General features: G+C 71.6%; 19 protein-coding genes. 14 read left to right on the top strand and 5 right to left on the bottom strand.

The window, feature by feature from the left end; genetic code table 11:
* The 3 genes from ASG04_RS15320 to ASG04_RS15310 all read left to right on the top strand — a co-directional run bounded on the left by ASG04_RS15320 (position 1) and on the right by ASG04_RS15310 (position 3,048).
* The gene (locus ASG04_RS15320) at positions 1 to 807 is read left to right on the top strand and encodes a lysophospholipid acyltransferase family protein (RefSeq protein WP_082518258.1); all 807 of its coding nucleotides are present in this window, start codon (positions 1 to 3) and stop codon (positions 805 to 807) included.
* Between the two features lie 97 nt (positions 808 to 904).
* Positions 905 to 1,918: an NAD(P)H-dependent glycerol-3-phosphate dehydrogenase gene (locus ASG04_RS15315; protein ID WP_056126162.1), complete on the top strand. Its 1,014-nt coding sequence runs from the start codon at positions 905 to 907 to the stop codon at positions 1,916 to 1,918.
* Between the two features lie 29 nt (positions 1,919 to 1,947).
* A complete protein-coding gene (locus ASG04_RS15310; protein WP_056126080.1) occupies positions 1,948 to 3,048 on the top strand; it encodes a D-alanine--D-alanine ligase family protein in 1,101 nt (366 codons plus the stop codon).
* A gap of 93 nt (positions 3,049 to 3,141) precedes the next feature.
* Here ASG04_RS15310 and ASG04_RS15305 read toward each other — a convergent pair whose 3' ends face one another.
* Positions 3,142 to 3,618, bottom strand: coding sequence for a DUF3515 family protein (locus ASG04_RS15305; protein WP_056126078.1), 477 nt, complete (start codon positions 3,616 to 3,618; stop codon positions 3,142 to 3,144).
* A gap of 24 nt (positions 3,619 to 3,642) precedes the next feature.
* Here ASG04_RS15305 and thiL point away from each other — a divergent pair, with 24 nt between their 5' ends.
* Positions 3,643 to 4,635 (top strand): thiamine-phosphate kinase, encoded by a 993-nt coding sequence (gene thiL, locus ASG04_RS15300; protein WP_056126076.1) that lies wholly within the window; start codon positions 3,643 to 3,645, stop codon positions 4,633 to 4,635.
* Positions 4,636 to 4,881: 246 nt separating this feature from the next.
* On the opposite strand, the gene ASG04_RS15295 is transcribed toward thiL, so the two are convergent.
* Positions 4,882 to 5,445: an RsmD family RNA methyltransferase gene (locus ASG04_RS15295; protein ID WP_056126160.1), complete on the bottom strand. Its 564-nt coding sequence runs from the start codon at positions 5,443 to 5,445 to the stop codon at positions 4,882 to 4,884.
* Between the two features lie 205 nt (positions 5,446 to 5,650).
* On the opposite strand from ASG04_RS15295, the gene ASG04_RS15290 reads away from it, so the two are divergent.
* From ASG04_RS15290 to ASG04_RS15260, 7 genes are all read left to right on the top strand, one after another.
* Positions 5,651 to 7,810, top strand: coding sequence for an ATP-dependent DNA helicase RecG (locus tag ASG04_RS15290; protein ID WP_056126157.1), 2,160 nt, complete (start codon positions 5,651 to 5,653; stop codon positions 7,808 to 7,810).
* Between the two features lie 29 nt (positions 7,811 to 7,839).
* Positions 7,840 to 8,331 (top strand): pantetheine-phosphate adenylyltransferase, encoded by a 492-nt coding sequence (gene coaD, locus ASG04_RS15285; protein ID WP_056126075.1) that lies wholly within the window; start codon positions 7,840 to 7,842, stop codon positions 8,329 to 8,331.
* A gap of 271 nt (positions 8,332 to 8,602) precedes the next feature.
* A complete protein-coding gene (locus tag ASG04_RS15280; protein ID WP_321164491.1) occupies positions 8,603 to 8,998 on the top strand; it encodes a DUF177 domain-containing protein in 396 nt (131 codons plus the stop codon).
* Between the two features lie 27 nt (positions 8,999 to 9,025).
* Positions 9,026 to 9,229: a 50S ribosomal protein L32 gene (rpmF, locus tag ASG04_RS15275; protein ID WP_056126067.1), complete on the top strand. Its 204-nt coding sequence runs from the start codon at positions 9,026 to 9,028 to the stop codon at positions 9,227 to 9,229.
* Positions 9,230 to 9,241: 12 nt separating this feature from the next.
* Positions 9,242 to 10,003: a ribonuclease III gene (gene rnc / locus ASG04_RS15270; RefSeq protein ID WP_056126155.1), complete on the top strand. Its 762-nt coding sequence runs from the start codon at positions 9,242 to 9,244 to the stop codon at positions 10,001 to 10,003.
* 4 nt (positions 10,004 to 10,007) lie between these two features.
* On the top strand, positions 10,008 to 10,976 hold the full coding sequence (gene mutM / locus ASG04_RS15265) for a bifunctional DNA-formamidopyrimidine glycosylase/DNA-(apurinic or apyrimidinic site) lyase (RefSeq protein ID WP_056126065.1): 969 nt from the start codon (positions 10,008 to 10,010) through the stop codon (positions 10,974 to 10,976).
* Between the two features lie 56 nt (positions 10,977 to 11,032).
* Positions 11,033 to 14,818 carry an AAA family ATPase gene (locus tag ASG04_RS15260; protein ID WP_056126063.1) on the top strand — a complete coding sequence of 1,262 codons (3,786 nt, stop codon included), beginning with the start codon at positions 11,033 to 11,035 and terminating at the stop codon, positions 14,816 to 14,818.
* A gap of 84 nt (positions 14,819 to 14,902) precedes the next feature.
* Here ASG04_RS15260 and ASG04_RS15255 read toward each other — a convergent pair whose 3' ends face one another.
* Positions 14,903 to 15,934 carry a TerC family protein gene (locus ASG04_RS15255; RefSeq protein ID WP_056126061.1) on the bottom strand — a complete coding sequence of 344 codons (1,032 nt, stop codon included), beginning with the start codon at positions 15,932 to 15,934 and terminating at the stop codon, positions 14,903 to 14,905.
* A 228-nt stretch (positions 15,935 to 16,162) separates the two neighbouring features.
* Here ASG04_RS15255 and ftsY point away from each other — a divergent pair, with 228 nt between their 5' ends.
* Together ftsY and ASG04_RS17665 are read left to right on the top strand one after the other, a co-directional pair.
* Positions 16,163 to 17,032 (top strand): signal recognition particle-docking protein FtsY, encoded by an 870-nt coding sequence (gene ftsY, locus ASG04_RS15250; RefSeq protein WP_056126058.1) that lies wholly within the window; start codon positions 16,163 to 16,165, stop codon positions 17,030 to 17,032.
* Between the two features lie 59 nt (positions 17,033 to 17,091).
* Positions 17,092 to 17,250: a DUF4175 domain-containing protein gene (locus ASG04_RS17665; protein ID WP_146245311.1), complete on the top strand. Its 159-nt coding sequence runs from the start codon at positions 17,092 to 17,094 to the stop codon at positions 17,248 to 17,250.
* Between the two features lie 142 nt (positions 17,251 to 17,392).
* Here ASG04_RS17665 and lipA read toward each other — a convergent pair whose 3' ends face one another.
* Positions 17,393 to 18,376 (bottom strand): lipoyl synthase, encoded by a 984-nt coding sequence (gene lipA, locus ASG04_RS15245; protein WP_056126057.1) that lies wholly within the window; start codon positions 18,374 to 18,376, stop codon positions 17,393 to 17,395.
* Positions 18,373 to 19,089: a lipoyl(octanoyl) transferase LipB gene (gene lipB / locus ASG04_RS15240; RefSeq protein ID WP_082518256.1), complete on the bottom strand. Its 717-nt coding sequence runs from the start codon at positions 19,087 to 19,089 to the stop codon at positions 18,373 to 18,375. The genes lipA and lipB overlap by 4 nt, the downstream gene beginning before the upstream one ends.
* Positions 19,090 to 19,296: 207 nt before the next feature.
* On the opposite strand from lipB, the gene ffh reads away from it, so the two are divergent.
* Positions 19,297 to 20,847, top strand: a complete 1,551-nt coding sequence (ffh, locus tag ASG04_RS15235) for a signal recognition particle protein (protein WP_056126055.1) — start codon at positions 19,297 to 19,299, stop codon at positions 20,845 to 20,847.
* Positions 20,848 to 20,929 lie beyond the last annotated feature (82 nt).

The following is a 20,929-nucleotide window of genomic DNA, read 5'->3' as shown; positions in this document are numbered from 1 at the left end:
GTGGCGGACGACACCACCGGCGGGCGCTCGCTCGACCGCGTGACCACCGGTCTGCCCAACCCCGGGCGACGGTGGAAGCGCGGCGAGCGCAACACCGCCTTCCGGATCACCTCCGTGTTCGTCATCCCGCTGTTCCGGTGGGTGTCGGCCTACCGCTGGCACGGCCCGAACCGCCTGCCTGAGCACGGTGCGTTCGTCGTGGCGCCGAACCACTACACGAACATCGACCCGCTGGTGGTCGGTACGGCCGTGTGGGTCAGTCGGCGGCTTCCGCGGTTCCTGGCGAAGGCCTCGATCTTCCGCGTGCCCGTCGTCGGCAAGCTCATGACCGGCATGGGGCAGATCCCCGTCGAGCGGTCCGGCCGGACCCGGCTGAACGACCCGCTCGGCGGTGGACGGAGCCTGGTCGAGCAGGGCGGCGCGGTGATCGTCTACCCCGAGGGCACCCTCACGCGGGACCCCGACCTGTGGCCGATGCGCGGCAAGACCGGGGCGGCGCGGATCGCGCTCGAGAACGACGTGCCGCTGATCCCGATGGCCCACTGGGGCACGCAGCGGATCATGCCGCGGTACTCCAAGAAGCTCAACCTGTTCCGCCGCGCGCACGTCGACATCCTGTTCGGCGAGCCGATGGACCTGTCCGCCTACCGCGGCCGCCCGCTCGACCAGCAGGTCCTCGGCGAGGTCACCGAGCAGCTCATGGCCGAGATCACCGCGCTGGTCGAACAGCTGCGCGGCGAACCGGCTCCGGCGAAGCGCTGGGACCCGTCCGCGAACCAACAGAAGGAGACCGGCAAGTTTGAGTGACTCGACCGGGGCCCCCGGCCTCCGCCCGCACGACGACCACCCGGACCCCACCGCCGCTGCTCGCGGTGCCGTCGACACCGCGGCCATCCGCGTCGTGATGCAGTCGACCGACAAGCCGCGCGTGGCCGTGATCGGTGCCGGCAGCTGGGGGACCACCTTCGCGAAGGTGCTCGCCGAGGGCGGTGCGTCCACTGTCGTGTGGGCCCGGCGTCCCGAGGTCGCCCGCGAGATCACCGAGACGAAGCGGAACTCGGAGTACCTGCCCGGCATCAACCTGCCCCGCACGCTGACCGCGTCGACGTCCCTGGCGGCGGTGCTCGACGGTGCCGAGCAGGTCTACGTCTCGGTCCCCTCCCAGACGCTGCGGTCGAACCTCGCTGCGATCCGCGAGCTGCTCACCGCGGGCGTGCCCGTCGTCAGCCTGATGAAGGGCGTCGAGAAGGGCACGGGTCTGCGCATGAGCGAGGTCCTGCTCGAGGGGCTCGGCATCGAGCAGGACCGGATCGCCGTCGCGAGCGGGCCCAACCTGGCGCTCGAGATCGCCCGGCGTCAGCCCACCGCGGCCGTGGTCTCCTCGTCGAGCGCGGACACCGCCAGCGCGGTCGCCGCGGTCGCGACCAACCCGTACTTCCGGTCGTTCATCAACACCGACGTCATCGGCACTGAGTTCGGCGGCGTGCTCAAGAACCTGATCGCCGTCGCGATCGGCATCGTCGACGGCGTCGGGTACGGCGAGAACACCAAGGCGTCGATCATCACCCGCGGTCTGGCCGAGATGACGGAGTTCGCGGTGTCCCTCGGGGCGCAGCCGTCGACGCTCTCCGGACTCGCGGGCCTCGGTGACCTGATCGCCACGTGCCAGTCCCCGCTGTCCCGGAACAACACCGCGGGCCGGCTGCTCGGACAGGGCTACCGCTTCGACGAGGTCGTCCGGCAGATGAACCAGACCGCCGAGGGCCTGGCGTCGGTCGCGCCGATCCTCGCGCTGGCCGCGGCGAACGGCGTCGACATGCCCATCGTGGGGCAGGTGGCCGAGGTCCTCGCCGGTAGGCTCGATCCGCGCAACATCGCGCCGCACCTCACCGAGACCGACGAGCCCCAGGGCGAGTGACCGGTCCGACCAACCGGACTGGAGCGCCCATGAGCCAGAACGCCCCCGCCCCCACGACCGTCGTCGTCGTCCTGTTCGGCGGCCGGTCGAGCGAGCACGAGATCAGCTGTGTGACCGCCGGCGGCATCATGGACGCCGTCGACCGTGGCGCGTACGACATCGTGCCGGTCGGCATCACGAAGGACGGCGCGTTCACGCTGCAGTCCGACGACCCGACGCAGTGGGCACTGCGCGGTGACGACCTGCCCGTCGTGCCCGACAACGGCACGCGCGTGCGGTTCCCGACCGCCGCCGAGGCCCGGGCGCTGACCGTCGAGCACGCCGACGGCTCGGTCACCACCGTCCCGGTCGACGTCGTCTTCCCGATCCTGCACGGTCCCTTCGGCGAGGACGGCACGATCCAGGGCATGCTCGAGACCGCCGGGCTGCCCTACGCCGGCGACGGGGTGCTCGCCAGTGCGCTGGCGATGGACAAGCACGTCGCCAAGGCCGTCCTCGAGCACGCGGGCCTGCGCGTCGCGCCCTGGACCACCGTTCTGCGACGCGAGTGGCTCGCGGACGAACTCGGGGTCGCCGAGACCATCGCCGCCCACGGCTGGCCGCTGTTCGTCAAGCCCGCCCGCGCCGGGTCGAGCATGGGCGTCTCGCGCGTCGACGGACCGGACGAGCTGGCAGCGGCGATGCACCTGGCGTTCGAGCACGACTCGAAGGTGATCGTCGAGCCCCGGGTCGTCGGACGCGAGGTCGAGGTCGCCGTGCTCGAGGGCCGTGACGGTGTCCCGCGCACCAGCCTGCCCGGTGAGATCGTCGTCGCCGAGGACGGCTTCTACGACTTCGCCGCCAAGTACCTCGGCGGGGACGAGCAGCTGCTGTGTCCCGCGCCCCTCACCGACGCCGAGACCGACACGATCCGCTCGATCGGTGCCCGCGCGTTCGAGGCCATCGGTGGCTCGGGCCTGGCGCGCGTCGACTGCTTCCTGACCGACGACGGCTTCGTCGTGAACGAGGTCAACACGATGCCGGGCTTCACCCCGTTCTCGATGTACCCGCGCTGCTGGGCAGCGACGGGACTGAGCTACCCGGAGCTCGTGACCGAGCTCATCGAGCTCGGCCGGGTCGCGGTGCGCTGACGCGCGTCCGACCGGACTGGAGGCCCGGTGCCGGACCGGCACGGAGCCTCCCGTCCGATGGGTGGTCGCGCGGTCCGTTGGGTGGTCGCGCCGTCAGCCGTTGACGTCCGACGGATCGAGGCACTTGTGCCCGTCCTTCGGCAGCGAGGACACGGCGGTGCCGATGTCCTGCAGGACCTGGTCCGTCGTCTTCGTCGAGTCGATGACGACCTGCACCGCGGGGTCGCGACCGAAGGTCGTGTAGATGACCCGCTTGCCCTCGTCATCGCGGATCCAGTCGACCGTGCCCTTCGTGAAGCACGGCAGGTCGGAGACCGTCGGCACCGCGACGCCGCAGTGGTAGAGCGCCGCGGAGGGGTCGCCCCATGCAGCCGTCGCCTGGGCGTTGGTGTTGCGGAGCGCGTACTTCGAGTCCACGGTGTCGGGCAGGCGGACCTGGGCGGTGGCGCAGGCGGAGGCGTTCGCGGACGGTGCGGCAGTCAGCGCGACGGCGTTCGTGCAGCCCGTCAGCCCGGCGGCCAGGACGACCGTCACGCCGAGTGCGGCGAGGGAGCGGCGTGCGGTGGACATCGACGTCCAGGCTACCGTTCTCGTGTGGACGCAGCGGACGTGTGGACCGGACCGACGGTGGGGGAGCTCGGGGAGCTCGCCGTGCTGGGACACGTGACCGCCCGGCTGCCATCAGGCAGTCCGCTGGTCGGGCCCGGCGACGACTGCGCCGTGGTCGCTGCACCCGACGGCCGGTTCGTCGTCACGACGGACATGATGGTGCACGGTCCGGACTTCCGGTGGGCGTGGTCCTCGCCCGAGGACGTGGGGTGGAAGGCCGCTGCGACGAACCTGTCCGACGTGGCGGCGATGGGCGCGGTGCCGACCGGCCTCGTCGTCGCGATCGCCGCGCCGCAGGACACCCCGGTGGCGGTGCTCGAGGGCGTCGCGGACGGGTTCCGCCTCGCCGTGGACGCGCTCGCGCCCGGCATCGGCGTCGTCGGGGGCGACCTGTCGACGTCGTCGGCGTTCACCCTCGCCGTGACGGCCTTCGGCGATCTGCAGGGGCGGGCGCCGGTGCTCCGGACGGGAGCGCGCGTCGACGACGTGCTCGCGGTCGCGGGGGAGCTCGGGGCGGCGGCACGGGGGCTCGGGCGGCTGTTCCGGTCCGGGGTCGACGGTGCAGGCGTTCCGTCTGCGACGGCGGTGCGGGCGAACGGACTCGACGAGGACCCGGACGTCGCGCGGCAGCGTCGCCCGGTGCCGCCGATCGGGTCCGGGCGCGCTGCTGCCCGGGCGGGGGCGACGGCGATGCTCGACCTGTCGGACGGCTTGGCCATCGACGGCGGGCGGCTGGCCCGTGCGAGCGGCGTGACGCTGTCGCTCGATGCCGGTGTGGTCGACGACGACGTGGCGCTGCACGGCGGCGAGGACCACGGGCTGCTCGCGACCTTCCCCGCCGACGTCGTGCTGCCCGCGGGGTTCCGGCGGCTCGGCGTCGTCGTGGCGCGCGGGGCGGCGGACGTCCTGCGTGCGGGGGAGCCGGTGCCGACGACGGGGTGGGACCCGTACGCGGACTGGGACGGTGCCGCGGGCTGAGGCGGTGTCGCTGCGTTCGTCCGCAGGTTTCGACACGGCACGAGGCGTTCGACGCGTGCGGTGTCGTTGCTTGCGGATGCATGGGATGCGTCCGCATGTCCCGACACGGCACGAGGTGTTCGACGCGTGCGGTGTCGTTGGTTGCGTCTGCATGTTCCGACACTCGGAGGGCCACCGGAACGACACGGCCGGTGTCGTCCGACGTCGGAGTCGTCGCGCGGGGCGGGGCTCGCGGACGGGCGCGGCTCAGCCCGCGGCCACCACGGCTTCCCACGCCACGGTCTCGCCGTAGCCGCGCTTGCTGAACGGTTCGAGACCGGCAGGCCACGTCGGCTCGGGCGACCGCTTGCTGCGCTCGACGACCACCACGGCATCGGGGGTGAGCTTCGGTGCGAGGGTCTCGAGCACCTCGGTGATCTCGGTCTCAGCGACGTCGTACGGCGGGTCGATGAACACGAGGTCGAACGTGCGGACGGTCCCGCGCAGGAACCCGAGCACGGGCTGCGCGAACACGTCGATCCGCACGCCCTTGACGCGCTGCTGCACGGCACGGGCGTTCTCGCGACAGGCGGTCGCCGCCGCCGGCGCCCGGTCGACCAGGACGACCTCGACCGCCCCGCGCGAGGCCGCTTCCAGCCCGAGCGCGCCCGTCCCCGCGTACAGATCGGCCACCGACGTGTCGTCGACGAGCCCGCGCGACTGCAGCGACGAGAACAGCGCCTCGCGCACGCGGTCGCTGGTCGGGCGGGTGCCCGACTTCGGCACCCGGAGCGTCAGGGAGCCGGCGGCACCGGCGATGATGCGGGTCATGGAGCAACCGTAGCGGCCGACCGCGCCCCGACCGGAGTTCTCCACAGGCCGCCCGGGAGGCTCGTGACGCGTCGGCGGTGACGGGTACCGTTGCCCTGTGGTCACCTCCAGAGCCGCCGCACCGGCGGGCGCGCCCGCCGACGGCACAGTCAGCTCTGCTGCCCCCGCGGCGACGGAGTGGGGCGCCGCCCCGCTCGACACCCGCCTGGCGAACGTCCTCGGCGGGCGAACGGCCAAGGCGATCGAGAAGGCGTTCGGGCACCGCACCGTGGGCGAGTTCCTCGAGCACGCTCCCCGTCGCTACGCCGAACGCGGGGCCCTGACCGCACTCGACTCGCTCGCGATCGGCGAGTCCGTGACGATCGTGGCCGAGGTCGTCGACGTGCGCGAACGCACCATGCGCCAGCGCCGCGGATCGATCCTCGAAGCCAAGATCGGCGACGGCAAGGGACTGCTGACGCTCACGTTCTTCAACCAGGGCTGGCGCACCAAGGACCTGGTGGTGGGCGCCCGCGGCATCTTCGCCGGCAAGGTCGGCGACTACCGCGGCGCTCGGCAGCTCGCGCACCCCGACTACGAGCTGTTCGACGCCGACGACCCGCGCGCCACGGCCGACCCCGAGTCGGACGAGGCGATCCGGTTCTCGCGGCAGCCGATCCCGATCTACCCGGCGACGGCGTCCCTGTCCTCGTGGCAGATCGCCAAGGCCATGGCGGTGGTGCTCGACACCCTGCCGGACATCGCCGACCCCGTGCCGTCCTCCGTGCGGACACGCCTGGACCTCGTGCCCTTCCGTCGCGCCCTGGAACTGCTCCACCGGCCCGAGAAGGTCGCCGACTTCAAACGCGCGCAGGACGCCCTGCGCTACCGCGAGGCATTCGTCCTGCAGACCGCCCTGGTCCAACGACGCATCGCGGCCCGGGCGACCGCCTCGACACCCCGCACCGCCTCGCCCGGGGGGATCCTCGAGCGCTTCGACGCCACGCTGCCGTTCACCCTGACCGACGACCAGCAGACCGTGGGCGCGGAGATCGCGCAGGACATGGCTGGCTCGTGGCCGATGCACCGGCTGGTCCAGGGCGAGGTCGGCTCCGGCAAGACGCTGGTGGCGATCCGCGCGATGCTGACCGTCGCCGAGTCCGGGGGGCAGTCCGCCCTCATCGCCCCGACCGAGGTCCTGGCCGCGCAGCACCTGCGCTCCATCGTGAAGTTCCTCGGCCCCGACCTGGCGGCCGAGCTCCGCCCGGTGATCCTGACCGGTTCGCAGTCCACTGACGAACGCCGCCGGGCACTGCTGGCCGCGGCGTCCGGAGGGTCGCGGCTGGTGGTCGGCACGCATGCGCTGCTCGGCGACCGCGTCGACTTCGCCGAGCTCGGCCTGGTGGTCGTGGACGAACAGCACCGGTTCGGCGTCGAACAGCGTGAAGCCCTGCGCACGAAGGGCCGGACGCCACCGCACGTGCTGGTGCTCACCGCGACGCCGATCCCGCGCACCGTGGCGATGACGGTGTTCGGCGACCTCGACGTCTCCACGATCGCCGGCATGCCGTCCGGACGTGCCGGCGTCGAGACCCACGCGGTCGGACTCGCCGAGCACCCCGCGTGGGAGTCCCGCATCTGGACCCGCATGGCCGAGGAACTCGCGACGGGTCGTCAGGCGTTCGTGGTCTGTCCCGCCATCGACGACGCCCACGCCGAGGACGACGGCGAGCCCGCCCCGCCGACCGAGGGCGACGACGCACCGAAGCACGCCCCGGCGACCGTCCTGGCCACCGCGGAGCGGATGCGCACCATGCCGGTCCTGCAGGGCCGCCGCATCGAGGTCCTGCACGGCCGGATGTCGGGCGACGAGAAGGACCGGGTGATGACGGCGTTCGCGGCCGGCAACGTCGACGTCCTGGTCGCGACCACCGTGATCGAGGTCGGTGTCGACGTGCCGAACGCCTCGATGATGGCGATCCTCGACGCCGACCGGTTCGGCGTCTCCCAGCTGCACCAGCTCCGCGGCCGCATCGGCCGCGGACAGTGGGCGGGCGTCTGCCTGCTCGTCACCACCGCCGAGGCCGAGACCCCCTCGCGCGAACGCGTCGACGCCGTGGCCGCGTCGGACGACGGGTTCGAGCTCGCCCGGGTCGACCTCGAGCTCCGCCGCGAAGGCGACGTCCTGGGCGAACGCCAGTCGGGCGGGCGGTCCTCGCTCAACCTCCTGCGTGTCGTCCGCGACGCCGACCTGATCATGGACGCACGTGCTGAGGCCGAGCGGCTGCTGGAACGCGACCCGGGCCTCCAGGACCAGGACGAGCTGCGCGACGCGCTCGCGCGACGACTCGACGAGTCCGACGCGGCGTTCCTCGGCAAGAACTAGCCGCCGGTCCTGCCGGTATCGTCGCTGCCATGGCGCAGATCGCGGTGGTCCCCGGTTCCTTCGACCCCGTGACCCTCGGGCACCTGGACGTGATCGGCCGCGCCGCCGGACTGTTCGACGAGGTCCACGTGCTCGTCGTGCACAACCCCGACAAGAAGACCGCGATGTTCGACGCGCCCGACCGGGTCCGGCTCATCGAGGAGTCCCTGGCCGAAGTCGGCGCGCCGGACACCATCCGGGTCGGGGAGTGGACCGCCGGGTTGCTCGTCGACTACTGCCGCCAGGTCGGCGCCTCGGTCCTGGTCAAGGGCGTCCGGTCCGGTGAGGACGTCGCGTACGAGACCCCGATGGCGATCATGAACCGGCACCTGGCCGACGTCGAGACGGTGTTCCTGCTGCCCGACGCCTCGCGAGCGCACGTGTCGAGTTCCCTCATCCGCCAGGTCGCGACCCTCGGTGGTGACGTCGCGCCGTACGTCCCCGCAGTGGTGGGCGAGGCACTCCGGCGCCGACTCGCCTGATCCGGCACCGGGGCGCCGGGCACCAGGCGCCGGCACCGGGCACCGGGCACCAGTCGCCCGGCACCGGCACGGCGCTCGCCACGCCGCTCCTCGACGTGTGCTCCGGTCCGCGCTAGGATGGTCGATCGTGTCTTCCCCCGTGAACAGCCCCTACGCCCTGCGCGTGCGTGACCTCGCGCACCGCCCGGGCGAGATGCGCGAGCACACGCTCGACATCACCGTCCCCGAAGCCCTCGGTGCCGGTGTCGTCGCGGTCCAGGAAGGCGCCGAGATGCACATCGAGCTCCGGCTCGAGGGGCTCCACGAAGGGGTGCTCGTCTCCGGACACGCGTCGGCCGAGGCGACCGGGCAGTGCTCGCGCTGCCTGATCGACATCGCCGAGCCCGTCGAGGTCGATTTCGCCGAGCTGTTCGCGTATGATCCCTCGGAGGATTTCGACTTCCATGTTCACGAAGACCACGTGGATTGTGAACCGGTCGTTCGAGACGCGGTGGTGCTGTCGCTGCCGTTCCAGCCGGTCTGCCGACCGGACTGCCCAGGACTCGACCCGGTGACGGGCGAACGACTGGCAGATCTGGGTGATCGCCCGGCGTCCGCGCCGACGGATCCCCGCTGGGCCGCGCTCGACGGACTCACGTTCGACAGCGACCGCACCCCCACCGACTGACCACCGACCAACCGAAAGAGAACCACCATGGCCGTTCCCAAGCGCAAGCAGTCCCGTGCCAACACGCACGCCCGTCGTTCGCAGTGGAAGGCCGCGCCGGTCCAGCTCGTGAAGACCATCGAGAACGGCCAGGTCACCTACAGCCTCCCGCACCGCGCGAAGGTCGTCGAGGACTCGGCCGGCACCCCCCTGTACATGGAGTACAAGGGCCGCAAGGTCGCCGACGTCTGAGTGACGACACGCATGAAGGCGACGTCCGGTTCCACGGGGTCCAACCCCGCGGGGTCGGACGTCGTCCGTCTGCAGGCCCTGTTGGGCGTGCAGGTCGACCCTGAGCTGCTCCAGCTCGCCCTGACCCACCGCTCGTTCGCGTACGAGCACGGCGGGATCGGGCACAACGAACGTCTCGAGTTCCTTGGGGACTCGATCCTCGGTCAGGCCGTCACGGTCAAGCTCTACCGCGACTTCCCGGACCTCGACGAAGGCGACCTGGCCAAGCGACGTGCCAGCCTCGTCTCGACAGTCGCCCTCGCCGAGATCGCCCGGCTGAACGGCCTCGGTGCCTTCATCCGGCTGGGCAAGGGCGAAGAACTGACCGGGGGCCGGAACAAGTCCTCGATCCTGGCCGACACCGTCGAAGCCGTCATCGGTGCGACGTACCTGTCCGCCGGCCCGGACGAGGCCACCGCGCTCGTCCTGCGCCTGGTGCAACCGCTGCTGATCGACCCGGACCGCTTCGGCGCGGCGATGGACCCCAAGACGAGCCTGCAGGAACTGGCCTCGGCGCTGTCCCTCGGCAACCCGGCCTACCGGGTGACCGAAGAGGGCCCCGACCACGACAAGCTGTTCCACGCGACCGTGGTGCTGCAGGGCGAGGACATCGCCACGGGCTCGGGCACGAGCAAGAAGACCGCCGAGATGGCCGCCGCACTCGACTCCTGGACCCGCCTGTCCGGGCGCAGCACCGACGCCGCGGCCACGGCGCCGACGCCCTCCGAGGCCTGACCAGGTGCCCGAACTCCCCGAGGTCGAGGTCGTCCGCGCCGGCCTCGAACCCGCCGTCAGTGGTGCCCGCGTCCTCGCCGTGCACGTCCTCGACGACCGCGCACTCACGCGCCACGACGGACCCGCCGAGGACTTCGCTGAGCGGCTGACCGGCCGGACCATCGAAGCGGCCGTCCGCCGCGGCAAGTTCCTCTGGATGCCGCTGCGCACGGCACCGGGCGCGACCCCGGAGGCCCTGGTCGCCCACCTCGGCATGAGCGGGCAGATCCTGCTGGGCCGCGACCGCCCCGCGGCGAAGCACCGTCGGGTCCTGCTCGAGGTGCAGCCAGCCGGTCCGGCCCGCGACGGCGCACCGGAGCCCCCCGTCGAGCTCGAGTTCGTCGACCAGCGCACGTTCGGCTCGATGGCGATCGACCGGATGGTGCCGACGATCGACGGTGCCCCCGCCGGGTCGGCCGGCGCCGTCGACCTGCAGCAGCCCGACGCCGTCTGGCGGCGGAGCATCCCCGGGCAGGTGTCCCACATCGCCCGCGACCCGCTGGACCCCGCGTTCGACGACGGCCGCTTCCTACAGCTGGTCCGGAAGCGCGCCAGCGGGATCAAGCGGGTGCTGCTCGACCAGGGCGTCGTCAGCGGCATCGGCAACATCTACGCCGACGAGTCACTCTGGGCTGCGAAGCTCCACTTCGACCGCCCCGCCGAGCGCCTGCCCCGAGCGAGCGTGCAGCTGCTGCTCGACGAGGTCCGGAGCGTGCTCCGCCGTGCCCTCGAGGACGGCGGGACGAGCTTCGACGCGCAGTACGTCAACGTGAACGGGCAGTCCGGGTACTTCTCGCAGCGCCTCAACGTCTACGGCCAGCAGGGCAAGCCGTGCCCGCGGTGCGGCACGCCGATCGTGCGCGAGGCCTTCATGAACCGCTCGAGCCACCGTTGCCCCGTGTGCCAACCGAGCCCGCGCTCCCGCACGCGCTAGCCTGACGCCGAACAGCGAGCCCAGCAGCGCCCACGAGCGAACCACCCGGAGACCGCATGTACTTGAAGAGCCTGACCATCAAGGGGTTCAAGTCCTTCGCGCAGCCCACGACGTTCGCGTTCGAACCGGGTGTCACGTGCATCGTCGGGCCGAACGGCTCCGGCAAGTCCAACGTCGTCGACGCGCTGGCCTGGGTGATGGGGGAGCAGGGGGCGAAGACACTCCGTGGCGGCAAGATGGAGGACGTCATCTTCGCCGGCACCTCGACCCGGGGACCGCTCGGCCGCGCGCAGGTGCTGCTGACGATCGACAACGCCGACGGGCTGCTGCCGATCGACTACACCGAGGTGACGATCGCGCGCACGCTCTTCCGCAACGGCGGCAGCGAGTACGCGATCAACGGCGAGAACTGCCGGCTGCTCGACGTGCAGGAACTCCTGAGCGACACCGGCCTGGGGCGCGAGATGCACGTCATCGTCGGGCAGGGCCAGCTCGACAAGGTCCTGCACGCCACCCCCGAGGACCGCCGCGGCTTCATCGAGGAGGCCGCCGGCATCCTCAAGCACCGTCGCCGGAAGGAGAAGACGCTCCGCAAGCTCGAGGCGATGCAGACGAACCTCACCCGGCTGTCGGACCTGGCGGGGGAGATCCGCCGTCAGCTGAAGCCACTGGGACGGCAGGCCGAGGTCGCCCGCAAGGCGCAGTCCGTCGCAGCGGTCGCCCGTGACGCCAAGGCCCGCATCCTGGCGGACGACGTCGTCCGTCTGCGGCGAGAGCTGCACGAGCACCAGGAGGTCGAAGCCGGTCGCAAGTCCGAGCGCATCGTCCTCACCGAGCGGCTCGACCAGACGCGCGCCCGCCAGCAGCACGTCGAGCAGAGCATGGTCGGTGACGACGTCGACCGGGCACGCACCGTGGTGCACCGACTCGAGAGCGTCCAGGAGCGCCTGCGGGGCCTGTCCAGCCTCGCGAACCAGCGACTGATGTTCCTCGCCCAGCAAGCGGACGCACCGCAGCAGGGGCCCAGCGTCACGCCCGAGCAGGTCGCGGGCGTCCGCGCCGAGGCCGACGGGCTCGACGAGCGCGCAGGGGAGATGCAGGGTGGCAGCGTCGCCGCCGCGCGTCGAGTGTCCGAGGCACGGGCCGCACTCGACGCACTCGACGAACAGATCGCAGCGCAGGCGGCCCGGGTGGCGCAGCACGACCTGGACGCGCAGCGTCTCGGGAGCGCCGTCGACGTGGCACGGTCGAAGCGCGGGTCCGCGGTCGCCGACCGCGAACGGCGGGAGCGTGCGCTGGCCGAGGCGACCGAGCGCGCCCGCGCCGCCGACGCAGCCCTCGCCGACGTCGGGACGGACCCGTCCGCCGGCGCCGACCCCGACGCGCTGCAGGCCTCGCTCGACGCGGCGCGGGCCGATCTGGAACACGCGCAGACCGACCGCGACGCGCACCGCGACCGGCTGCACGCCCTCGAACGGGAACGGGACGCGCTCGACGCCCGTGTGGCGGCGCTCGGCATGTCCATCGACGTGCGGGACGGCTCCCAGGCGCTCATCGACGCCGGCCGCGACGGCATCACCGGGCGCCTGGCCGACCAGCTCACGGTCACACCCGGCTACGAGGGCGCGATCGCCACCGCGTTGGACGGTCTGGCCGACGCGGTCCTGGCCGCCGACCGCGGCGTGGCACTCGACGCCGTCGCCCACGCTCGTGCCACCGACATCGGGCGCATCGACGTCGTCGTCGCGGACGCGGGGGAGTCCGCCGCCGCGGTGCCCGTCCCCGAGGGCGTCGTGCGCGCGCTCGACCTGGTCAGCGGCCCGCCGGCGCTGTCCGCCGTCCTGGCCGACACGCTCATCGCGGACCGTGACGACGTCGACCTCGAGGCCGTGCTCGCCGCCGTCCCCCGGGCGACGGTCGTCACGCGGTCCGGTGACCTGGTGCGCGCTGTGCGCGTCACCGGTGGCGGTGCGCGGACCACCTCCCGGATCGAGCTCACCGCGGAACGGGACGACGCCGTCACGCGACGCGACGCCATCACGACGGACGCCGAGGCCGCGGCCACGAGCCTCCAGTCCGCGCGGAGCGCCGTCGAGGACGCACGCCGCCGGGCCGACGACGCCGACCGCGCCAGCCGCGCGTACGCCGCAGCCGTGGCCGAGTACGACCGGAGCAGCGCGTCCGTCCGCGCGAAGGCGGAGAACGCGACCGCCGAGGTCGAGCGCCTGCGCGCCGCCCTGGCCGAGACCGACGGCGCCGTCGAGGCTGCCGACGCCGTGCTCACCGAAGCGGAACAGGTCCGTGGGGCGCACGCGGCCCAGCCGCGGCCGACGGTGGACGCCTCGGCGCGGCAGGGGCTGCTCGACACGCTCGAAGCCGCGCGCGCCGCCGAGATCGAACACCGCATCCAGGTCGAGACGGTGCGCGAGCGTGCCCGGTCGGAGCGCGCGCGTGCCGACCAGCTCGACCGCCAGCTCGAGGCCGAACGCGCCGCGGCCGAGGAAGCCGCCCGCCGCGCGGTGGTCCGGCGGGGACAGATCGCGACCGCCGAGAGCGTGCTCGCCGACCTGCCAGCCGTGCTCGGCGCCGTGGACCGGTCGCTCGCCGACGCGCGCGTGCAACTCGCCACCCAGGAGGCCGAGCGCTCCCGACGCAACACCGAGCTGCAGACCATCCGGACCGAGGAACGCGAACTCCGGGACCGGCTGCAGTCGATCACCGACGGGGTGCACTCGCTCGAGATGGAGATCTACGAGAAGAAGCTGCACGTGTCCGGGGTGCTCGACCGGGCGCAGAGCGAGCTCGGGCTGGTCGAGGCCGTCCTGGTCGCCGAGTACGGACCGCACGTGCCGGTGCCCGTCGACGTGCTCGTCGACCCCCGGGTCCTGGCGCGACGGCACCGCGACGCCGAGCGGGCCGCCGCGGCTGCGGCAGCGGCTGCGGCAGCAGATCCGGACACCGCGGCCGCGGTGGCCGCGATCGCGCCCGGGGACGCGGGGACGGACCGCGACGGCGACGAGCCCGACGAGCCCGACGAGCCCGACGAGCTCCTCGTCGATGCCGAGTCCACCCTCCCCGGTGGCCCGGCGCTGCCCGAGTACGACGCGACGGACGGCGTCGACCCGGCCGACGTCGAGACCGTGCCCTACGTCCGGGCCGAGCAGGAGCGCCGCCTGCAGGCCGCCGAACGCGACCTCGGTCAGCTCGGCAAGGTGAACCCCCTGGCGCTCGAGGAGTTCCAGGCACTCGAGCAGCGCCACGCGTTCCTGACGGAACAGCTCGAGGACCTGCAGAAGACCCGGACCGACCTGATGACGATCATCGACGAGCTCGACGCCAAGATGCAGACCATCTTCGAGTCCGCCTTCAACGACACCCAGCAGGCGTTCGACGTCATCTTCCCGATCCTGTTCCCGGGCGGTTCGGGTTCCATCACGCTGACGAACCCGACCGACCTGCTGGCGACGGGCATCGACGTGCAGGTCAAGCCCGCCGGCAAGAAGATCGACCGGCTGACGCTGCTGTCCGGCGGGGAACGGTCACTGGCGGCGGTGGCGCTGCTCGTGGCGATCTTCACCGCGCGGCCGTCGCCGTTCTACATCATGGACGAGGTCGAGGCGGCACTCGACGACGCCAACCTCGGCCGGCTCCTGACCGTGTTCGAGCGGTTGCGCGAGACGTCGCAGCTCATCGTGATCACGCACCAGAAGCGCACGATGGAGATCGCCGACGCGCTGTACGGGGTGTCGATGCGCCAGGACGGCGTCTCGGCGGTCGTCGGGCAGCGCGTGCAGCGCCGCGAGTCCGAGCCCGAGCCCGAGCCGGTCGGCGCGGTGGCGTAGCGACGGTCCCGCGGCGTGGAACCGCAGACGGACGGGAGGCCCGGTGCCAGCTGGCACCGGGCCTCCCGTCCGCAGGGGGTCGCGTTACTTCGCGTCGGCCTCGGCCTCGACGGTGCGCGGCTCCCCGGTCGGGGTGAGCCCGCGCTCCTGGCGCCGCTTCGAGACGACCAGCGAGGCCACGGTCGCGACGGCGATGGTCAGCATGATGAAGCCGAGCGAGAACCAGATCGGGATCTCGGGGGCCCACTCGATGTGCTCACCGCCGTTGATGAACGGCAGCTCGTTGACGTGCATGGCATGGAAGACGAGCTTCACGCCGATGAACGCCAGGATGACCGCGAGGCCCTGACCCAGGTAGATGAGGCGCTCGAGCAGCCCGGCGATCAGGAAGTAGAGCTGGCGGAGCCCGAGCAGCGAGAAGGCGTTCGCGGTGAACACGATGAAGGCGTCCTGCGTGAGACCGAAGATCGCGGGGATCGAGTCGAGCGCGAACAGCACGTCCGTCAGGCCGATCGCGACCATGACGAGCAGCATCGGGGTGAACAGGCGCTTGCCGTCGACCCGGGTGGTCAGGCGGTCGCCGTCGTAGTGGTCGGAGGTCGGGATGATGCGCTTGAGGATCCGGATGAGCTTGGAGTCGCCCTCTTCCGCACCGTGGTCGTTCCCGCTGCGGGCCTGCGACCAGGCGAGCCAGAACAGCAGGATCCCGAACAGGTAGAAGACCCACGAGAAGTTCTCGATGATCGTGACGCCGAGGGCGATGAAGATGCCGCGCGCGACCAGGGCGATGGCGACACCGACGAGCAGCACCTTCTGCTGGAACTCCTTCGGCACCGCGAAGCTCGTCATGATGATGAGGAAGACGAAGAGGTTGTCGACGGACAACGCCTTCTCGGTCAGCCACCCGGCGAAGTACTCACCGCCGGCCTGTCCGCCGCCGAACACCAGGATGCCGACACCGAACAGGATCGCCAGCCCGATGTAGAACACCGACCAGAACGCGGATTCGCGGATGTGGGGCACGTGCGGGGTACGCACGTGCGAGTAGAAGTCGAACACGAGCAGGGCGAGGATGCCGGCGATCGTGATCAGCCAGACATACAGGGGGACGTCCAACGTGGTTCCTCCAGGTGAGGGGCAGCACCGCTTGCCGGGCAAGGTGGGTACGCCGAGGCCTGAAGGTCTCTTCCGCCGTGTGCCACCCGAGTGGGCGGAGCACGACCGGCGCCCCGGGTCCGGATCGTTCCGGGCCGTACTGACGGGGACACCGAGAGGGAATACTCCCCTTCGTGGTGATGATGCTACCGGGGCGTCCGTCCGTGCGTCCGCCCTTAAGCTGGGAACATGGCGAGTTCCTGGTCACTGTCCTCCCGGCTGCGCGGGCTCTTCCAGCGGAAGACCATCGACGAGACCACCTGGGACGACCTCGAGACGGCGCTCATCGGTGCGGACTTCGGGCCGGACATCTCCGAGGAGATCATCGAGGACCTGCACGCCCGCGTCGACCGGTACGGCACGACCGACCCCGCCGACCTGCAGCGGATGCTCCGCGAGGTGCTCGAGGAGCGGCTCTCGAAGCTCGACACCACCCTGAAGCTCAGCGCCCGGCCCGCGGTCGTGCTCGTGGTCGGGGTCAACGGCGTGGGCAAGACGACCACGATCGGCAAGTTCGCGAAGTTCCTCAAGACGTACGACCGCACCGTGCTCGTCGGCGCCGCGGACACGTTCCGCGCGGCGGCGGTCGAGCAGGTCGCGACCTGGGCCCAGCGCGCCGGTGTCGACGTCGTCCGGCCCTCGCAGCCAGGGCAGGACCCGGCCTCGGTCGCGTACCAGACGGTCGAACAGGCCTTGCGCGACGGCATCGAGATCGTCGTCATCGACACCGCCGGCCGCCTGCACACCAAGGCGGGGCTGATGGACGAGCTCGGCAAGATCAAGCGCGTCATCGAGAAGCAGACCGAGATCGCCGAGGTCCTGCTGGTCCTCGATGCGACGACCGGACAGAACGGGCTCGCCCAGGCCCAGGCGTTCATCGAGGGTGCCGGGGTGACGGGGCTGGTCATCACCAAGCTCGACGGGTCGGCCAAGGCCGGGTTCGTGCTCAGCGTGCAGGAGAAGACCGGCATCCCGATCAAGCTGATCGGCCAGGGCGAGGGCATCAACGACCTGACCGGCTTCACGCCGCACGTGTTCGTGCAGAACCTCGTGGGCTGATCCCGGGTACGTTCTGCGCAGTACAGGGATCGTCCAGGTACGTCGGAAGGAGTCCCCACATGCCAGCACTGCTGATCATCGCGATCATCGTCGGCCTCGTCCTGCTCTTCAGCGGGATCTTCATCGGAGCGGTGAAGTTCCTGCTCTGGATCGGCCTCGTCATCGTGATCCTGGCCGTCATCGGTTGGCTGCTCCGCACCATCCGCGGGCGCGCGTAGCGCAGCACAACCGACGGGAGGCACGGTGCCAGCTGGCACCGTGCCTCCCGTTCGTCGTCCTGGTCGCGCCCGTGCACCGGAAGCGACGCCGCAGGTCGGTTCGCGACGCGCAGATGGCCGCGCGCTGTCGCTTCCGTGCCGGTCAGACCGCCTGGCGGCCGACCGGGGCGTCCACCAGGTGGGCCAGGTGCGCGGGGACGGTGCCGCCGCGTGCCACGGTGGCGCGCGCCCACAGGCGGCCGGCGCGGTACGACGAACGCACGAGCGGTCCGGCGAGCACGCCCGCGAAGCCCATCGACTCGGCGAGCTCCCGGAGCCGGACGAACTCCTCGGGTCGGACCCACCGGGCCACGGGCAGGTGCCGGGGTGACGGGCGCAGGTACTGCGTCAGCGTGATGATGTCCGTGCCGGCGTCGCGGAGCTGTCGCAGGGCGTCCTCGATCTCGGCGATCTCCTCGCCCATCCCGAGGATCAGGTTCGACTTCGTCACGAGCCCGGCGTCGCGGCCCTGGGTGATGACGTCGAGGGAGCGCTCGAACCGGAAGGCCGGGCGGATGCGCTTGAAGATGCGCGGGACGGTCTCGACGTTGTGGGCGAAGACCTCGGGCCGGGCGTCGAACACCTGACCGAGCTGGTCCGGGTCGCCGTTGAAGTCCGGCACCAGGATCTCGACGCCGGTGCCGGGGGAGTGCCGGTGGATGGCCTGGATCGTCTCGGCGTACAGCCAGGCGCCCCCGTCGTCCAGGTCGTCACGGGCCACCCCGGTGACGGTGGCGTAGCGCAGGCCCATGTCGGCGACCGAGTCGGCGACGCGCCGGGGTTCGTCGCGGTCGAGCGGTTCGGGCCTGCCCGTGTCGATCTGGCAGAAGTCGCAGCGGCGCGTGCACTGGGAACCGCCGATCAGGAACGTCGCCTCGCGGTCCTCCCAGCACTCGAAGACGTTCGGGCAGCCGGCCTCCTGGCAGACGGTGTGCAGCTGCTTGTCCTTGACCATCGCCGAGACCTCGCGGAACTCCGGGCCCTGGGTCGCGCGGGTCTTGATCCACGCGGGTTTGGTCTCGATCGGGGTCTCGGCGTTGCGGGCCTCGACCCGGAGCATGCGGCGGCCTTCGGGGGCGAGGGTCATGCGGGGATCCGTTCCTTCGTGCTGGGGGTCGTGCTGGTGCTGGTGCTGGCGGTCGTGCTCGTCGCGATCCGGCGACCGGCGTGCATGCCGTCGACCGCGCCCTGGACGCGGGATGCGACCACGGCGGCGATCCCGTCCACGGTCACGGGCCTCCCGGACGTCGCGGTCAGGGTCGTGACCCCCGCGTCGGCGATGCCGCACGGGACGATCGCGCCGTAGGCGTCGAGCGCGTTGTCGCAGTTGACCGCGATGCCGTGGCTCGTCACGCCCTCGGCGACGTGCAGGCCGATCGCACCGACCTTGGCGTGCACCCCCGATGCGGTGCGCACCCAGGCACCGCTCCGGCCGTCGACCCGCTCGGCGACGACCCCGACGCTCGCGGCCGCGTCGAGGATGACCTGCTCGAGGTCGCGCACCCACGCGACGACGTCGAGCGGCTCGACGAGCCGGACGATCGGGTAGGCGACGAGCTGCCCCGGGCCGTGCCAGGTGATGCGGCCGCCACGGTCGACCTCGACCACCGGGGCGCCGTTCGTCGGCAGGTCCGCTGGCTCGGTGCGGCGGCCCGCGGTGTACACGGACGGGTGCTCGCACAGGACGAGGGCACCGGGGGAGCGGCCCGCGACGACGTCGGCGTGCAGCCTGCGCTGCAGGGCGAGCCCGTCGGCGTACGGGAGCAGGCCCGATGGTCGGACGACCTGGAGTTCCGGCATGTGCCGAGCGTACGACGGTTCTTGGACGCCGTCCAACAACTGATCTCGAGGCTGCGGGGCGGGCGTGACGCGGCCCTGTAGAATCGACGCACTATGGCGCAACCCGGCGCTGCATCCCTGCGGTACTCGGCCCTGTAAGATCGACGGATCATGGCGCAACCCGGCGCTGCACCCCTGTGGTATTCGGCCCTGTAAGATCGACGGATCATGGCGCAATTCGGATCCCTCTCTGATCGGCTGACCGAGACCTTCCGCAACCTGCGGACGAAGGGACGGCTCTCCCCGTCGGACGTGGACGGCACCGTCCGCGAGATCCGCCGGGCACTGCTCGACGCGGACGTCGCGCTCGAGGTCGTCAAGGCCTTCACCGCATCGGTGCGCGAGCGTGCACTCTCCGACGAGGTCAACCGCGCGCTGAACCCCGCACAGCAGGTCGTCCAGATCGTCAACGAGGAACTCGTCGGCATCCTCGGCGGACAGCAGCGTCGACTCGAGTTCGCCAAGCGCCCGCCGACGGTCATCATGCTCGCGGGCCTGCAGGGCGCCGGCAAGACCACCCTCGCGGGCAAGCTCGGCAAGTGGCTCAAGAAGGACGGCCACACCCCGATGCTCGTCGCGGCGGACCTCCAGCGCCCCAACGCGGTGCAGCAGCTGCAGGTCGTCGGCGAACAGGCCGGCGTGCACGTCTTCGCCCCCGAGCCCGGCAACGGCGTCGGTGACCCGGTCAAGGTCGCCAAGAACGCCATCAAGGCCGCGGTCGACCAGCAGTACGACACCGTCATCGTGGACACGGCCGGTCGCCTCGGCGTCGACGCCGAGCTCATGAAGCAGGCGGCGAACATCCGCAAGGCCGTCGACCCGGACGAGGTCCTGTTCGTCATCGACGCGATGATCGGTCAGGACGCCGTCACGACGGCCCGCGCCTTCCAGGAGGGCGTCGACTTCACCGGTGTCGTGCTCTCGAAGCTCGACGGCGACGCCCGCGGTGGTGCGGCCCTGTCGGTGGCCTCGATCACGGGGCGCCCGATCATGTTCGCCTCGACCGGTGAGGGCCTCGACGACTTCGAGCCGTTCCACCCGGACCGCATGGCGAGCCGCATCCTCGACCTCGGTGACATCCTGTCCCTCATCGAGCAGGCGCAGGGCGCCTTCGACGAGGAAGAGGCGCGCAAGGTCGCGGACAAGATCGCGACCGACAACTTCACGCTGAACGACTTCCTGCAGCAGATGCAGCAGCTGCGCAAGGCCGGCTCGATCAAGGGCATGCTCGGGATGCTCCCGGGCGCGAAGGGCATGCGCGAGGCGCTCGACAACTTCGACGAGCGCGAGATCGTGCGCACCGAGGCGATCATCCAGTCCATGACCCCGCAGGAGCGCGAGCTGCCGAAGCTGCTCAACGGCTCGCGCCGTCTCCGCATCGCCAAGGGTGCCGGCTCGACCGTCACCGAGGTCAACCAGCTCGTCAACCGCTTCGAGCAGGCGGCCAAGATGATGAAGACCGTCGCACGCGGCGGTGTGCCGCAGATGCCCGGCATGGGTCCGATCCCGGGCATGCACGGGGGCAAGAAGCAGCAGCAGGGCGGCAAGAAGAAGGCCAAGGTCGGCAACCCGGCCAAGCGTGCGGCACTCGCCGCCGGGGCCTCCGCGGCGCCGCAGCAGGCCCAGCAGGGCTCCGGTCTCGGACTGGGTGCGGGCAAGAACGGCAAGGCGCCCACCGAGGAAGAGCTGGCGAGCCTGCAGAAGTTCCTGGGTCGCTGACGCGACCACCTCCACAGACGGGAGGCCCGGTGCCAGCTGGCACCGGGCCTCCCGTCCGTCGTCTGGTGACGCGCGTTCGTTC

The organism is Curtobacterium sp. Leaf183 (assembly GCF_001424385.1).
Classification (GTDB): domain Bacteria; phylum Actinomycetota; class Actinomycetes; order Actinomycetales; family Microbacteriaceae; genus Curtobacterium.
This window is presented reverse-complemented; position numbering and strand designations above follow the sequence as displayed.

Bases quoted from the DNA above. Each gene is read 5' to 3' on its own strand.
- ASG04_RS15310 (WP_056126080.1), top strand. From the start codon at position 1,948: ATGAGCCAGAACGCCCCCGCCCCCACGACCGTCGTCGTCGTCCTGTTC.
- lipB (WP_082518256.1), bottom strand. From the start codon at position 19,089: ATGCCGGAACTCCAGGTCGTCCGACCATCGGGCCTGCTCCCGTACGCC.
- ffh (WP_056126055.1), top strand. From the start codon at position 19,297: ATGGCGCAATTCGGATCCCTCTCTGATCGGCTGACCGAGACCTTCCGC.
- lipA (WP_056126057.1), bottom strand. From the start codon at position 18,376: ATGACCCTCGCCCCCGAAGGCCGCCGCATGCTCCGGGTCGAGGCCCGC.
- rpmF (WP_056126067.1), top strand. From the start codon at position 9,026: ATGGCCGTTCCCAAGCGCAAGCAGTCCCGTGCCAACACGCACGCCCGT.
- ASG04_RS15260 (WP_056126063.1), top strand. From the start codon at position 11,033: ATGTACTTGAAGAGCCTGACCATCAAGGGGTTCAAGTCCTTCGCGCAG.
- ftsY (WP_056126058.1), top strand. From the start codon at position 16,163: ATGGCGAGTTCCTGGTCACTGTCCTCCCGGCTGCGCGGGCTCTTCCAG.
- ASG04_RS15280 (WP_321164491.1), top strand. From the start codon at position 8,603: ATGCACATCGAGCTCCGGCTCGAGGGGCTCCACGAAGGGGTGCTCGTC.
- rnc (WP_056126155.1), top strand. From the start codon at position 9,242: ATGAAGGCGACGTCCGGTTCCACGGGGTCCAACCCCGCGGGGTCGGAC.
- coaD (WP_056126075.1), top strand. From the start codon at position 7,840: ATGGCGCAGATCGCGGTGGTCCCCGGTTCCTTCGACCCCGTGACCCTC.
- ASG04_RS17665 (WP_146245311.1), top strand. From the start codon at position 17,092: ATGCCAGCACTGCTGATCATCGCGATCATCGTCGGCCTCGTCCTGCTC.
- ASG04_RS15315 (WP_056126162.1), top strand. From the start codon at position 905: ATGCAGTCGACCGACAAGCCGCGCGTGGCCGTGATCGGTGCCGGCAGC.
- ASG04_RS15295 (WP_056126160.1), bottom strand. From the start codon at position 5,445: ATGACCCGCATCATCGCCGGTGCCGCCGGCTCCCTGACGCTCCGGGTG.
- ASG04_RS15305 (WP_056126078.1), bottom strand. From the start codon at position 3,618: ATGTCCACCGCACGCCGCTCCCTCGCCGCACTCGGCGTGACGGTCGTC.